The sequence below is a fragment of the Robertmurraya sp. FSL R5-0851 genome, assembly GCF_038002965.1.
Classification (GTDB): Bacteria; Bacillota; Bacilli; order Bacillales; family Cytobacillaceae; genus Robertmurraya_A; species Robertmurraya_A beringensis.
In genome coordinates this window covers 338,648-353,581 of sequence record NZ_JBBOOE010000001.1, presented here as the reverse complement: position 1 = coordinate 353,581, position 14,934 = coordinate 338,648, and the positions used below count along the sequence as shown (strand labels likewise).

The following is a 14,934-nucleotide window of genomic DNA, read 5'->3' as shown; positions in this document are numbered from 1 at the left end:
GCCGCTGGGACGCTTCTTTTTATAAACCTAATCTTTCAAAAATGGTATCTACGTACTTAATATGGTAGTTGTAGTCGAAGCAATCATCGATTTCAGCTGGGCTTAACTTGCTAGTAATCAGTTCGTCACTTTCGATAAGTGAGCGGAAATGAACTTGCTTTTCCCAAGCTTCCATTGCTCTAGGTTGAACCGTATCGTATGCTTGCTCACGAGTTAATCCTTTGTCGATTAGCGCAAGAAGAACACGTTGTGAGTAAATCAAGCCAAGTGTACGATCCATGTTTCTCTTCATATTCTCAGGGAAGACCGTTAAGTTTTTCACAATGTTTCCAAAACGGTTCAACATATAGTTGAGTGCGATCGTTGCATCTGGAAGAATGACTCTTTCAGCAGAAGAGTGGGAAATATCTCTTTCATGCCAAAGCGAAACATTTTCGTATGCAGTCATCATGTATCCACGAATCACACGAGCAAGTCCAGTCATATTTTCAGACCCAATTGGGTTTCTCTTATGTGGCATAGCAGAAGATCCTTTTTGACCTTTTGCGAAAAATTCTTCCACTTCACGTGTTTCACTCTTTTGTAATCCACGAACTTCAGTTGCAAATTTTTCAATTGAAGTAGCAATTAGAGCAATCGTGCTCATATAGTGTGCATGACGGTCACGTTGCAAGGTTTGAGTAGAGATTGGAGCTGGCTTGATTCCAAGCTTTTCACAAACATATTTCTCAACGAACGGATCAATGTTTGCATAGGTTCCAACTGCACCAGAAATTTTACCGTATTCGATGCCTTCAGCTGCCTGCTTAAAGCGATCTAAGTTACGTTTCATTTCCTCGTACCATAGAGCAAGCTTTAAACCAAATGTCGTAGGTTCTGCGTGTACTCCGTGTGTACGACCCATCATAACCGTATGCTTATGTTCTTGAGCTTTATTTTTTAAGATCTCAACAAAGTTCTCTAGGTCTTTTAAAAGGATATCATTCGCTTGCTTAAGCATATAAGACAGTGCCGTATCCACCACATCTGTTGAAGTTAGGCCGTAATGTACCCATTTACGCTCTTCTCCAAGTGTTTCAGAAACAGCTCTAGTAAAAGCGACTACATCATGACGTGTTTCTTGTTCAATTTCATTAATACGGTCAATATTGAAAGAAGCATTTTGACGGATTTTTTCAACGTCCTCTTTCGGAATTTCACCAAGCTCTACCCATGCTTCACATGCAAGGATTTCTACTTCTAGCCAAGCCTTAAAGCGATTTTCCTCTGTCCAAATAGCTCCCATTTCCGGGCGTGTGTAACGATCAATCATGTTTTATCCTCCGATCAATTCTTCAATTTTACTCCAAATCCCACTGTCTTCAATTTCTGCTAGCGCATCTTCTACGTTCTCTCGAAGCAAGGTAATATGCCCCATTTTCCGCTTAAACTTCGGTTCGATCTTTCCATAAAGATGAATTTTCCAATCTGTTACGGATGGAATGGCTTGAAGCACAGCTTCTTGATGCTCTCCTAAAATATTTACCATGACTGCTGGTTTTAAAAGAGTCGTACGTCCTAACGGCAAGTTACATACCGCACGCACATGCTGTTCAAACTGTGACGTTTCACAAGCTTCAATCGTGTAATGACCTGAATTATGAGGCCGTGGTGCCAATTCATTGATATAAATATCGTCCTCTTTTGTAAGAAACATCTCAACCGCTAGCGTGCCGACCAACTGCAAGGCCGAGGCTAGCTTTTCAGCAAGCTCTAATCCCTTTCTAGCTGCATCTCCACTTATTCGAGCCGGAACAATGGTCTCATGTAAAATATTGTCTCGATGTATATTCTCTCCAATTGGGAACACTTCAGTCTGCCCACTTGCACTGCGAACAACGATTACTGAGATTTCCTTCTCAAAAGGAATCCACTTCTCTAACACACACGAACCATGTTCTAGTAACTTCTCAGCCAATAGCAGATCCTGTTCTGTCTTGATGACCAGTTGACCTTTGCCATCGTATCCACCAGTAGCTGTCTTTAAAACAGCAGGAAATCCAAGCCTTTTTATATTATCATAAATGTCTTGTACAGAATGGATGACCGCATAAGGAGCCACTTTCACTCCAGCCTTTTCAATAGCTGCTTTTTCAGTGATTCGGTTTTGAGTGACCTCTAGCAATTGGGTTCCTTGTGGTACATAAGCATGCTCTGCCAGCCATTTTAAAGCTTCTGCATCAATATTTTCAAACTCATAGGTGATCACATCACTTACACTCGCAAGTTCTTTGATTGCCTCAAGATCGTTATACCCTGCCACGATGCTCATATCAGATACTTGAGCACAAGGAGAGTCTTCCGCAGGATCAAGGACAGCCACTCGGTACCCTTGAGCTTTTGCCGATAAGGCCATCATTTTGCCTAACTGTCCACCACCGATAATCCCAATCGTTTGTCCTGGCAAAATCACTGGATTAGACAAGCTCATCACTACTTTCCAAAACAGTTTGTTTGGTTGCTTCTCTTTTCTCCTGAAGCTTTAAAGCAATCTCTTCGTTAAATGCTCCTAATATTTGAGCGGCAAGCAATCCCGCATTCGTCGCACCAGCTGTTCCAATGGCAACCGTTGCTACCGGAACCCCTCCTGGCATTTGTACAATCGATAGTAGGGAGTCTAAACCGTTCAACGCCCTTGATTGAACTGGAACACCGATAACCGGTAAAGTCGTTTTTGCTGCCACCATTCCAGGAAGGTGAGCTGCTCCGCCTGCTCCTGCAATAATGACCTTTATTCCACGATCACGAGCCGTTTCTGCATATTCAAACATCAAGTCAGGTGTTCGATGGGCAGATACCACCTTTTTCTCATACGGTATATTTAAATCGTCTAGCACGGAACACGCTAGTTTCATAGTTTCCCAATCAGATTTGCTTCCCATAATAATTCCAATTTGTGCTTCCACTGTACCCCTCCTAGCTAAATAATATAAAAAGCCCACACAGATTCTTTCCATGACGAGGAAAGGAATCTGTCCGGGCTTGTTCATACAAGATGGAAGAGACACAAAAGAAGCGCCTCTTACTCCGGGCATATCACATTTCCTCATAGTCCGATCATTTACGGTAATCGGGTAGAAACTCATGGGCCATATTCCCATTATTATACGAGGGCTATTTCTGAATCTTAATCTCATGTATATATTACATTCTGTTATATAATCTGTCAATGAAATTGTCGAACGTTTATAATTTATGTATAGTTAATGTTCGTGTTTTACTCTATTAACCGCGCTTCGAATACAATTTTCCTGGCGATCGGCTCATAAGTAACCTCTCCCGCCTCTTTTACTTCTTGAAAAACGGGCTTTTCTGTCCGCTTTACAGGAGTATACCCTTCTTTCGCCATACGTTCAAGACAATCACTTAATGTTTCGTTTTCCTCAACTTCGAAAATGGTTTTTTTTGGTTTTGTCATGTTACATGGTCCTTTCAGTGTCCTTTAATAGTAACCTATTATACCCATTAATACGGGGGAATAGAAGTCTACTTATGCTTACTTACGTTCAAAAATAGTTAACAAAATTTTCATTTACATTTTTAAAGGGTGGGAGTATGATAATCAAAGTTTCATATTCTTAAATCGCTGAAACCATTGGTACGGGGGACCCAACTCTTCTGGGGTGAATCCTTTTAAAAGGTAGGGCTACTCATGAGGCCCGAATCCGACAGCTAACCTCGTAAGCGTTTTTTGAGAAGGAAGGTGGAGCTTGTGGAGCAAAATGGCTAATGTCTACAAGTCTTATTTCGTGATGACTTTGTAGGCTTTTTTTGTGGATTTTTTTAGTTAAATCTTACTAGATGGTGGTGTCAAACATGATCTCTTCTATAAAGAGATTACTTATAGGTAGACCTTTGAAGTCTGCCCAGTTAGGTGAACAAAAGTTAAATAAAACAAAAGCTTTAGCGATTTTATCATCGGATGCTTTATCATCCGTTGCCTATGGACCCGAGCAAATCCTGATCGTTCTCGTTTCTATAGGAGCCATCGCTTTTTGGTACTCTATTCCAATAGCGATTGGAGTACTTCTTCTTTTAACCGCTTTGATATTGTCTTACCGACAAATCATATATGCCTACCCTCAAGGGGGTGGAGCGTATGTGGTATCTAAGACCAATCTGGGTGTGAACCCAGGGTTAGTGGCCGGAGGATCCTTATTGGTGGACTATATATTAACAGTGGCTGTAAGTGTGTCAGCAGGTACCGATGCCATTACTTCAGCCTTCCCAGCCTTACATGACTATAATGTGGAGATTGCGATTGTATTTGTTATCTTTTTAACACTTCTAAACTTAAGAGGGGTAACAGAATCTGCCTCCATTCTTGCCTATCCGGTTTATTTATTTGTTCTAGCCTTATTTATCTTAATCGGAGTAGGTCTATTTAACGTGATCACAGGTCAGGTGCCTCCTGAACTGCATACACCCATTGGAACACCAGTAGCAGGAATTAGCTTATTCCTATTGCTTAAGGCCTTTGCGTCAGGGAGCTCTGCGTTAACAGGAGTCGAAGCGATATCAAATGCCATTCCAAACTTTAAAGATCCTGCTCCAAAAAATGCGGCAAGGACACTGATGCTAATGGGTACATTACTAGCGATTTTATTATCTGGAATTGTCGTTTTAGCTTATTATTACGGCATTACTCCAAAGGCAGAAGAAACCGTCGTCTCCCAAATTGCTAGTCAAACCTTTGGTCGAACCTTTATGTATTTCTTCATTCAAGGGACAACCGCGTTAATTTTAATACTAGCAGCAAATACAGGATACTCGGCGTTCCCATTATTAGCTGTAAACATAGCCAATGATAAGTTTATTCCTCGTATGTTTACACTTCGAGGCGATCGACTAGGCTATTCAAATGGAATTATGATGTTAGGTTTTGCTTCTATCTTGCTCATTATTACTTTTCATGGACATACAGAAAATTTAATCCCATTGTATGCCGTTGGTGTCTTTATCCCCTTTACCCTTTCCCAAACTGGAATGATGGTAAAATGGATTCGCGAAAAGCCCTCTGGTTGGGTATCAAAGCTCATGATTAACTCGGCTGGCGCTCTGATAAGTTTCGTGGTTACAATGATGTTTTTTATCACAAAGTTTAGCCAGGTATGGCCGGTTCTTGTTTTTATTCCTGTGATTGTATTGGTCTTTCACAAAATCCATAAGCACTATGAAGCAATTGCGGATCAGCTTCGTGTGACCACTTGCGAAGCAGCACTCCCCATCGAAGGGAACGTCATCATCGTACCTGTAGCTGGCATTACCCATGTTGTGGAGAACTCGATTAACTATGCTAAGTCACTATCAGCAAGCCAAGTCATTGCTGTGCATGTGGCCTTTGATCGGGAAGAGGAAAAACGCTTTGAGGAAAAATGGAAAGAGTGGCAGCCTGACGTACGATTGGTCACCTTACATTCTCATTATAGAAGCATGATTCATCCACTCTCCAAATTTGTCGACACCGTCGAACATAAAGCAAGTGAGTCCAATTACCGAGTAACCGTGTTAATCCCCCAGTTCATACCGAAAAAAGGCTGGCATAACATGCTTCATAATCAATCTAGCCTTTTGATCCGTTCCTTCTTGCTTTATAGAAAAAATGTAGTTGTTTCGACCTTACCGTATCATTTGAAGCATTAGTTTGGGGCGGGGTTGGAAAAAGCACCTGTGAGGGTGCTTTTTTGTTTTATGAGACCGAAGATTGAACTCTGGCATTGGAAATGGAGATGCTCATGGGCACATAGAGCCTTTCTATTTTACCACTTGAGGCAATTCGAGTTACTCATGGGCAAATAGAGACATTCTATTTTACCACTTGAGGCAATTCGTGGTGCTCATGGGCAAATAGAGACATTCTATTTTACCGCTTGAGGCAATTCGAGTTGCTCATGGGCAAATAGAGGCATTCTATTTTACCGCTTCTAAGGTTTATCCTCTCTTACGGGCAGATAGAACATCTCTATATACCCGTTTTAACATTCAACTATTGTATTTGGTCAAATAGAGGCATTTGTTTTAACTATTCAATTCTAATTTCATATCTAAAGAGTAGATAGAAAATAAATACAACAAAAAAAGCACCCAATCAGGTGCTTTTTTCTTTGCCTAGCGACGTCCTACTCTCACAGAGGGAAACCCTCAACTACCATCGGCGCTGAAAAGCTTAACTTCCGTGTTCGGTATGGGAACGGGTGTGACCTTTTCGCTATCGCCACTAGACCAGTATTCAGTTGAAGAAAATCATTCCTTCAAAACTAGATAATGAATGAAGAAGAAAGAAATACGTTTCATCGTAATTTGGTTAAGTCCTCGATCGATTAGTATCAGTCAGCTCCACACGTCGCCGCGCTTCCACCTCTGACCTATCAACCTGATCATCTTTCAGGGATCTTACTAGCTTGCGCTATGGGAAATCTCATCTTGAGGGGGGCTTCATGCTTAGATGCTTTCAGCACTTATCCCTTCCGCACATAGCTACCCAGCGATGCCTTTGGCAAGACAACTGGTACACCAGCGGTGCGTCCATCCCGGTCCTCTCGTACTAAGGACAGCTCCTCTCAAATTTCCTACGCCCACGACGGATAGGGACCGAACTGTCTCACGACGTTCTGAACCCAGCTCGCGTACCGCTTTAATGGGCGAACAGCCCAACCCTTGGGACCGACTACAGCCCCAGGATGCGATGAGCCGACATCGAGGTGCCAAACCTCCCCGTCGATGTGGACTCTTGGGGGAGATAAGCCTGTTATCCCCGGGGTAGCTTTTATCCGTTGAGCGATGGCCCTTCCATGCGGAACCACCGGATCACTAAGCCCGACTTTCGTCCCTGCTCGACTTGTAGGTCTCGCAGTCAAGCTCCCTTGTGCCTTTACACTCTACGAATGATTTCCAACCATTCTGAGGGAACCTTTGGGCGCCTCCGTTACTTTTTAGGAGGCGACCGCCCCAGTCAAACTGCCCACCTGACACTGTCTCCCACCCCGATCAGGGGTGAGGGTTAGAATTTCAATACAGCCAGAGTAGTATCCCACCGACGCCTCCACCGAAGCTAGCGCTCCGGCTTCTCAGGCTCCTACCTATCCTGTACAAGCTGTACCAAAATTCAATATCAGGCTACAGTAAAGCTCCACGGGGTCTTTCCGTCCTGTCGCGGGTAACCTGCATCTTCACAGGTACTATAATTTCACCGAGTCTCTCGTTGAGACAGTGCCCAGATCGTTACGCCTTTCGTGCGGGTCGGAACTTACCCGACAAGGAATTTCGCTACCTTAGGACCGTTATAGTTACGGCCGCCGTTTACTGGGGCTTCGATTCAGAGCTTCGCGTGAGCTAACCCCTCCTCTTAACCTTCCAGCACCGGGCAGGCGTCAGCCCCTATACTTCGCCTTGCGGCTTCGCAGAGACCTGTGTTTTTGCTAAACAGTCGCCTGGGCCTATTCACTGCGGCTCTTCTGGGCTATTCACCCTGAAGAGCACCCCTTCTCCCGAAGTTACGGGGTCATTTTGCCGAGTTCCTTAACGAGAGTTCTCTCGCTCACCTTAGGATTCTCTCCTCGCCTACCTGTGTCGGTTTGCGGTACGGGCACCTGTTACCTCGCTAGAGGCTTTTCTTGGCAGTGTGGAATCAGGAACTTCGGTACTATATTTCCCTCGCCATCACAGCTCAGCCTTTTGATCACGGGATTTGCCTCGTGATCAGCCTAACTGCTTGGACGCGCATATCCAACAGCGCGCTTACCCTATCCTCCTGCGTCCCCCCATCACTCAAACGGTAATTTGGTGGTACAGGAATATCAACCTGTTGTCCATCGCCTACGCCTTTCGGCCTCGGCTTAGGTCCCGACTAACCCTGAGCGGACGAGCCTTCCTCAGGAAACCTTAGGCATTCGGTGGATGGGATTCTCACCCATCTTTCGCTACTCATACCGGCATTCTCACTTCTAAGCGCTCCACCAGTCCTTCCGGTCTAGCTTCAACGCCCTTAGAACGCTCTCCTACCACTGACATCGTGTGACGCCAATCCACAGCTTCGGTGATACGTTTAGCCCCGTTACATTTTCGGCGCGGAGTCACTCGACCAGTGAGCTATTACGCACTCTTTAAATGGTGGCTGCTTCTAAGCCAACATCCTGGTTGTCTAAGCAACTCCACATCCTTTGCCACTTAACGTATACTTTGGGACCTTAGCTGGTGGTCTGGGCTGTTTCCCTTTCGACTACGGATCTTATCACTCGCAGTCTGACTCCCATGGATAAGTCTTTGGCATTCGGAGTTTGTCTGAATTCGGTAACCCGATGAGGGCCCCTAGTCCAAACAGTGCTCTACCTCCAAGACTCTTACTACATGAGGCTAGCCCTAAAGCTATTTCGGAGAGAACCAGCTATCTCCAAGTTCGATTGGAATTTCTCCGCTACCCACACCTCATCCCCGCACTTTTCAACGTGCGTGGGTTCGGGCCTCCATCCAGTGTTACCTGGACTTCACCCTGGACATGGGTAGATCACCTGGTTTCGGGTCTACGACCACATACTCATTCGCCCTATTCAGACTCGCTTTCGCTACGGCTCCGTCTTATCAACTTAACCTCGCATGTAATCGTAACTCGCCGGTTCATTCTACAAAAGGCACGCTATCACCCGGTATTTATCCAAAGGAAAAATACACAGGGCTCTAACTACTTGTAGGCACACGGTTTCAGGATCTCTTTCACTCCCCTTCCGGGGTGCTTTTCACCTTTCCCTCACGGTACTGGTTCACTATCGGTCACTAGGTAGTATTTAGCCTTGGGAGATGGTCCTCCCTGCTTCCGACGGAATTTCACGTGTTCCGCCGTACTCAGGATTCACTCAAGAGGGAACGAAGTTTCAACTACAGGGTTGTTACCTTCTATGACTGACCTTTCCAGATCGATTCGTCTACTTCATTCCTTTGTAACTCCGTATAGAGTGTCCTACAACCCCAAGAGGCAAGCCTCTTGGTTTGGGCTAATCCCGTTTCGCTCGCCGCTACTCAGGGAATCGCGTTTGCTTTCTCTTCCTCCGGGTACTTAGATGTTTCAGTTCCCCGGGTCTGCCTTCATTACCCTATGTATTCAGGTAAAGATTCTATCCCATTACGGATAGAGGGTTTCCCCATTCGGAAATCTCCGGATCAAAGCTTACTTACAGCTCCCCGAAGCATATCGGTGTTAGTACCGTCCTTCATCGGCTCCTAGTGCCAAGGCATCCACCGTGCGCCCTTTCTAACTTAACCTACAGTTAAAAAGTTTCTCTATATAATATAGAGAGAAAACTAAAATGGCGATTACTCGGTATTTCTTGGTTTTCTTCATTTATCATTATCTAGTTTTCAAAGAACGATTATCATAGAGAGATTGCTCTCTCAAAACTAAACAAATCATATCATCAACGGTTGTTAGCTTTGACCGAAGGTCATAAGCCTCAATTTTCCTTAGAAAGGAGGTGATCCAGCCGCACCTTCCGATACGGCTACCTTGTTACGACTTCACCCCAATCATCTGTCCCACCTTAGGCGGCTGGCTCTCTTGCGAGTTACCCCACCGACTTCGGGTGTTACAAACTCTCGTGGTGTGACGGGCGGTGTGTACAAGGCCCGGGAACGTATTCACCGCGGCATGCTGATCCGCGATTACTAGCGATTCCAGCTTCATGTAGGCGAGTTGCAGCCTACAATCCGAACTGAGAGTGGTTTTATGGGATTGGCTCGACCTCGCGGTTTTGCTGCCCTTTGTACCACCCATTGTAGCACGTGTGTAGCCCAGGTCATAAGGGGCATGATGATTTGACGTCATCCCCACCTTCCTCCGGTTTGTCACCGGCAGTCACCTTAGAGTGCCCAACTGAATGCTGGCAACTAAGATCAAGGGTTGCGCTCGTTGCGGGACTTAACCCAACATCTCACGACACGAGCTGACGACAACCATGCACCACCTGTCACTCTGTCCCCCGAAGGGGAACGTCCTATCTCTAGGAGTGTCAGAGGATGTCAAGACCTGGTAAGGTTCTTCGCGTTGCTTCGAATTAAACCACATGCTCCACCGCTTGTGCGGGCCCCCGTCAATTCCTTTGAGTTTCAGCCTTGCGGCCGTACTCCCCAGGCGGAGTGCTTAATGCGTTTGCTGCAGCACTAAAGGGCGGAAACCCTCTAACACTTAGCACTCATCGTTTACGGCGTGGACTACCAGGGTATCTAATCCTGTTTGCTCCCCACGCTTTCGCGCCTCAGTGTCAGTTACAGGCCAAAGAGTCGCCTTCGCCACTGGTGTTCCTCCACATCTCTACGCATTTCACCGCTACACGTGGAATTCCACTCTTCTCTCCTGCACTCAAGTCTCCCAGTTTCCAATGACCCTCCCCGGTTGAGCCGGGGGCTTTCACATCAGACTTAAGAGACCACCTGCGCGCGCTTTACGCCCAATAATTCCGGACAACGCTTGCCACCTACGTATTACCGCGGCTGCTGGCACGTAGTTAGCCGTGGCTTTCTGGTTAGGTACCGTCAAGGTACCGGCAGTTACTCCGGTACTTGTTCTTCCCTAACAACAGAGTTTTACGATCCGAAAACCTTCATCACTCACGCGGCGTTGCTCCGTCAGACTTTCGTCCATTGCGGAAGATTCCCTACTGCTGCCTCCCGTAGGAGTCTGGGCCGTGTCTCAGTCCCAGTGTGGCCGATCACCCTCTCAGGTCGGCTACGCATCGTCGCCTTGGTGAGCCGTTACCTCACCAACTAGCTAATGCGCCGCGGGCCCATCTATGAGTGATAGCCGAAACCATCTTTCAGCTTTTCTACATGTGTAGAAAAGAATTATCCGGTATTAGCCCCGGTTTCCCGGAGTTATCCCAGTCTCATAGGCAGGTTGCCCACGTGTTACTCACCCGTCCGCCGCTAACCTTTGGGAGCAAGCTCCCAAAGGTCCGCTCGACTTGCATGTATTAGGCACGCCGCCAGCGTTCGTCCTGAGCCAGGATCAAACTCTCCAATAAAGAGTAAGATTAGCTCTTAAAGATAAAACGTTGGCTAGTGTATTTTTCAACACTAATCATTTTTGTTGACGTATGATTTGTTTAGTTTTCAAAGAACAATTTCGCTTCGTTAGAAGCAACTATATTAGAGTAACATTTCAATCACTCGAAGTCAACAACTTTTTAAAAGTTTTTTTAGTTTGTTGTCTCGTCATCAGCGACTGTTTTTATATAATACCATCGTGAGCCTAGAGAGTCAACAAGATATCCGTGGTAATAATATCCAAATTAATCTTTACAACAATATCATTCACAATGTTTTTTAAAGGGTAACTACATGAGCACATATACTCCTTAACATTGGTGGACTGGGCAGACCACGTAATGCGAAGCTACCTGTGACGCATTTAATTTAAGGTTCAATAGTTTTTTTGATAAACCAGTAATTTTTTAAGCGGAGATTTTTCGGTTAGACTACAGAATTGAGCTTAGTTCGGGCTATATAAGCGGAGTTTTTCCGATTAAGCAACGTAAATTTACCCAATTTCATGTTTTTTGAGTCAATAGTCGGAATCTTTCCGTCTATTTTAGCTATTTTCAGTCCAATTTCCTAAATAAGAGAAATTTCTCCGCCTATTTATCGATTTGCACCACCTCACAAGTAAACCTGTTACTACTTTCTCCAGTCTTTATTTTACCCACCAAAAAACCAGCCTTCCCTAGGAAAGACTGGTCGCGTTTCTTCTATAATATATTACTTAGTGATTGAAATGATGTTTTGATCCTTAAGTGTTACAGCACCTTGCTTGTTGATGGTTACTTTTTCGCCTTCAGCAAGGTTTGTGAATACTACAGGAGTAATCGTTGATGTTGCATTTTTCTTAATAAACTCAAGATCTACCTTAAGTAATGGTTGACCTGCAACAACTTTATCATTTTCACCAACTAACGCTTCAAAACCTTCTCCTTTTAGGTTTACTGTATCAATACCGAAGTGGATTAGGATTTCGCGTCCGCTATCAGACACAATTCCGATTGCGTGCTTAGTTGGGAATAGGTTAACGATTTTTCCGTTTACAGGTGAGACAACTGTGCCTTCTGTTGGCTCAATTGCAAATCCATCACCCATCATTTTACCAGAGAATACCGCATCAGGAACTTCTGTGATTGGCTTTAGGTTACCTGTTAACGGAGATATAAATGCATCTTCACCAGAAACTGGTGTGCTTACTTCATTTGTTGTTTCAGTAGCTTTTGCTGCTGGAGTTGGTCTTTTTCCAGCCATAATGTCTTTCATTTGACCTTTAATCGTTTCAGAACGAGGACCAAAGATTGCTTGAATGTTATTACCTACTTCAAGTACTCCTGCTGCTCCTAGTTTTTTCAGTCTATCTTTATCAACAGATCCGATATCATTTACAGATACACGAAGACGAGTGATACATGCATCAAGGTGAGAGATATTCTCTTTTCCACCCATTGCTTCTAAAATATCGTATGGAAGGTCGCTAGTTTGTCCAGCAGCTCCTTCTGTTCCCTCTTCTTCCACTTCACGACCTGGAGTTTTTAAGTTAAACTTACGGATCGCAAAACGGAAACCAAAGTAGTAAATAACTGCAAACACAAGACCAACTGGAATAACTAACCAAGCATTTGTTTGTGGATTGATTAGACCAAATAGAATGTAGTCAATTAAACCACCAGAGAATGTCATACCGATTTTTACATCTAAAAGATGCATAACCATAAATGATAGACCAGCAAATACAGCGTGGATAGCAAATAGAATTGGTGCAACGAATAAGAATGAGAATTCAATTGGCTCCGTAATACCTGTTAAGAAAGCTGTTAAACCAGCAGAAGCCATAAGTCCACCAACAACCACTTTTCTTTCAGGACGAGCTTCATGATAAATTGCTAATGCTGCTGCAGGTAAACCGAACATCATGAACGGGAACTTACCAGTCATGAATGTACCTGCTGTTAGGTTTTGAACATTATCTCTGATTTCTGCCATGAAGATACGTTGGTCACCACGTACCACATCTCCAGCTAGTGTTGTATATTGACCAAACTCATACCAGAAAGGTGAGTAGAAGATATGGTGTAATCCGAATGGAATTAATGAACGTTCAATAACCCCAAAGATAAACGCTGATAATGTTAAGTTTGCATGAACCATGTTTTGCGAGAATGCATTTAGACCATTTTGAATTGGTGGCCATACAATTAACATCACAAGACCTAGGATAACTGCAGTAGCAGCTGTGATGATTGGTACGAAACGCTTACCAGCAAAGAATCCTAAATAAGATGGCAATTCAATTTCATAGTACTTATTGTAAAGACCTGCTGCGATAATACCGACGATGATACCACCGAATACCCCAGTTTGTAGAGTTGGAACTCCTAGAATACTTGAGTAGTTTAATCCGTTTACATCTTCAGCCGTTAAGCCTAAAGCTGTACCCATTGTTACGTTCATAATTAAGTATCCGATGATAGCAGCTAATCCAGCTACTCCATCTCCACCTGCTAAACCAACAGCAACCCCAACCGCAAAGAGGACTGGAAGGTTTCCGAATACGATATCCCCCGCACTTTGCATGATTGAAGCAACCATCGCTACTCCATTGTTATCTAAAAATGGAGCTAACTCCAATAATGCAGGGTTTTTAAGCGCTGCTCCTAATGCAAGTAAAATACCTGCTGCAGGAAGTAAAGCAACTGGTAACATCAATGCTTTACCAACTTTTTGTAAAACACCAAACACCTTTTTAAACATGGTAGAACCTCCTAAATAATTTATTTCGCTCATTGTCGCTTCCCAATTTGCAAAAGAAAACAAAAAAGGCATGAGGGAAAAAGGAATCAAAATAGAGCTTACAAGGTTATAATACCCGTAAATCTCCATTTCAATTATCTTCTTCACTCATGCCTGATCGAATCAGTAACACGTATAAAAGATAAGTTCGAATTATTTAACTTTCTTTTGAAGCCTTTGCAAATGCATCGTTAGATACACTGCTTCTGCATCAAATACCGTTTTCTTTAATGCTTGTTGCATCACTTTAATGAGCTTCCACGAGAGATTGTAACACACCGGATACTCCTCTTTCAAGAGGTTTGCAATTTTTTCTGGTTCTTCTACTTTTTCTCCGCTATGAACACGCTCAATGGTGAACCGTATATGTCGAACAAGCCTCATATAATCAATACTTTCCTTATCGATTGAAAGTTCAAGTTGCTCCTCAATCATATCGATCAAACGAGTAACCAATTGAGAGTGCTGATTCACTTCTGATAGATTTCGATTCATCACAGCACTATGAATATGCAGAGAAATAAATCCTACTTCCCCTTCAGGAAGCTCCAGCCCTGTACTCTCTTTGATCAAATTAACAACTTCTTTAGCTATTTCATATTCAAAAGGATAGAGTGCTTTCGTCTCTATTAAGAAAGGATTTCTCATTTCCATTCCGTTCGAAAGCCGACTGACAGCAAACATTAGATGGTCGGTTAAAGCGACATGGATATGCTCATTTAATTCTGCATTCGCTCGTTTCTTTATAAGCTCGATCGCAGAAATGAACACTTCATGAAGATTGCTTTCAACAAATGGAAGGAGTTTTATATAATTTTCTTGTTCCTTTTCATTTCTTAATACAAAAAGCTTTTCCGCTGACGCCTCGTCGATGACATCTCCCGTTTTACGGTTAAATCCGATGCCTTTACCGATCACAACAACCTCTCCATAGTCCGAGTGGTCAGCTATCACTACATTATTATTTAAATTCTTACTAATGATAAGTCCAGACATCATAATTCCCCGCTTTATTTTGAGAGCTTCGACATAATAAGTTTAATCATATATAGGGGACAAAAGCTTGTCAATTAGAATACGCAA

General features: G+C 43.8%; 7 protein-coding genes, 3 rRNA genes and 2 riboswitches. Of the genes, 1 reads left to right on the top strand and 9 read right to left on the bottom strand.

Features of this window, described 5'->3' with window-relative positions:
* Positions 1-19: 19 nt before the first annotated feature.
* The 4 genes from purB to MKX65_RS01860 form a co-directional block, all read right to left on the bottom strand.
* Positions 20-1,312, bottom strand: coding sequence for an adenylosuccinate lyase (purB, locus tag MKX65_RS01875; RefSeq protein ID WP_160548542.1), 1,293 nt, complete (start codon positions 1,310-1,312; stop codon positions 20-22).
* Between the two features lie 3 nt (positions 1,313-1,315).
* Positions 1,316-2,470, bottom strand: coding sequence for a 5-(carboxyamino)imidazole ribonucleotide synthase (gene purK, locus MKX65_RS01870; RefSeq protein ID WP_340902013.1), 1,155 nt, complete (start codon positions 2,468-2,470; stop codon positions 1,316-1,318).
* A complete protein-coding gene (gene purE, locus MKX65_RS01865; RefSeq protein ID WP_445677938.1) occupies positions 2,457-2,996 on the bottom strand; it encodes a 5-(carboxyamino)imidazole ribonucleotide mutase in 540 nt (179 codons plus the stop codon). Before purE ends, purK begins: the two co-directional genes overlap by 14 nt.
* A 72-nt stretch (positions 2,997-3,068) precedes the next feature.
* Positions 3,069-3,170, bottom strand: a riboswitch (purine riboswitch).
* A gap of 86 nt (positions 3,171-3,256) precedes the next feature.
* Positions 3,257-3,457, bottom strand: coding sequence for an NETI motif-containing protein (locus MKX65_RS01860; protein WP_160548543.1), 201 nt, complete (start codon positions 3,455-3,457; stop codon positions 3,257-3,259).
* A gap of 156 nt (positions 3,458-3,613) precedes the next feature.
* Positions 3,614-3,742: riboswitch (cyclic di-AMP (ydaO/yuaA leader) on the top strand.
* Between the two features lie 113 nt (positions 3,743-3,855).
* Between MKX65_RS01860 and MKX65_RS01855 the strand changes: the two genes are divergently transcribed.
* Positions 3,856-5,682: an APC family permease gene (locus MKX65_RS01855; RefSeq protein ID WP_340902008.1), complete on the top strand. Its 1,827-nt coding sequence runs from the start codon at positions 3,856-3,858 to the stop codon at positions 5,680-5,682.
* Positions 5,683-6,145: 463 nt separating this feature from the next.
* Here the strand turns inward: MKX65_RS01855 and rrf are convergent.
* The 5 genes from rrf to glcT all read right to left on the bottom strand — a co-directional run bounded on the left by rrf (position 6,146) and on the right by glcT (position 14,847).
* Positions 6,146-6,261 (bottom strand): 5S ribosomal RNA (gene rrf, locus MKX65_RS01850).
* A gap of 78 nt (positions 6,262-6,339) precedes the next feature.
* Positions 6,340-9,294: ribosomal RNA gene (locus tag MKX65_RS01845) — 23S ribosomal RNA — on the bottom strand.
* A gap of 202 nt (positions 9,295-9,496) precedes the next feature.
* A 16S ribosomal RNA gene (locus MKX65_RS01840) occupies positions 9,497-11,048 on the bottom strand.
* The 16S, 23S and 5S rRNA genes sit together here, the layout of an rRNA operon.
* 733 nt (positions 11,049-11,781) lie before the next feature.
* On the bottom strand, positions 11,782-13,812 hold the full coding sequence (gene ptsG / locus MKX65_RS01835) for a glucose-specific PTS transporter subunit IIBC (RefSeq protein ID WP_340902007.1): 2,031 nt from the start codon (positions 13,810-13,812) through the stop codon (positions 11,782-11,784).
* Positions 13,813-14,004: 192 nt separating this feature from the next.
* Positions 14,005-14,847, bottom strand: coding sequence for a glucose PTS transporter transcription antiterminator GlcT (gene glcT / locus MKX65_RS01830; RefSeq protein ID WP_340902004.1), 843 nt, complete (start codon positions 14,845-14,847; stop codon positions 14,005-14,007).
* Positions 14,848-14,934 lie beyond the last annotated feature (87 nt).

What these genes read in the sequence shown, in the direction of transcription:
- purB (WP_160548542.1), bottom strand. Translation starts at nt 1,312, where the DNA reads ATGATTGATCGTTACACACGCCCGGAAATGGGAGCTATTTGGACAGAG.
- purK (WP_340902013.1), bottom strand. Translation starts at nt 2,470, where the DNA reads ATGAGCTTGTCTAATCCAGTGATTTTGCCAGGACAAACGATTGGGATT.
- purE (WP_445677938.1), bottom strand. Translation starts at nt 2,996, where the DNA reads ATGGAAAGAATCTGTGTGGGCTTTTTATATTATTTAGCTAGGAGGGGT.
- MKX65_RS01860 (WP_160548543.1), bottom strand. Translation starts at nt 3,457, where the DNA reads ATGACAAAACCAAAAAAAACCATTTTCGAAGTTGAGGAAAACGAAACA.
- MKX65_RS01855 (WP_340902008.1), top strand. Translation starts at nt 3,856, where the DNA reads ATGATCTCTTCTATAAAGAGATTACTTATAGGTAGACCTTTGAAGTCT.
- ptsG (WP_340902007.1), bottom strand. Translation starts at nt 13,812, where the DNA reads ATGTTTAAAAAGGTGTTTGGTGTTTTACAAAAAGTTGGTAAAGCATTG.
- glcT (WP_340902004.1), bottom strand. Translation starts at nt 14,847, where the DNA reads ATGTCTGGACTTATCATTAGTAAGAATTTAAATAATAATGTAGTGATA.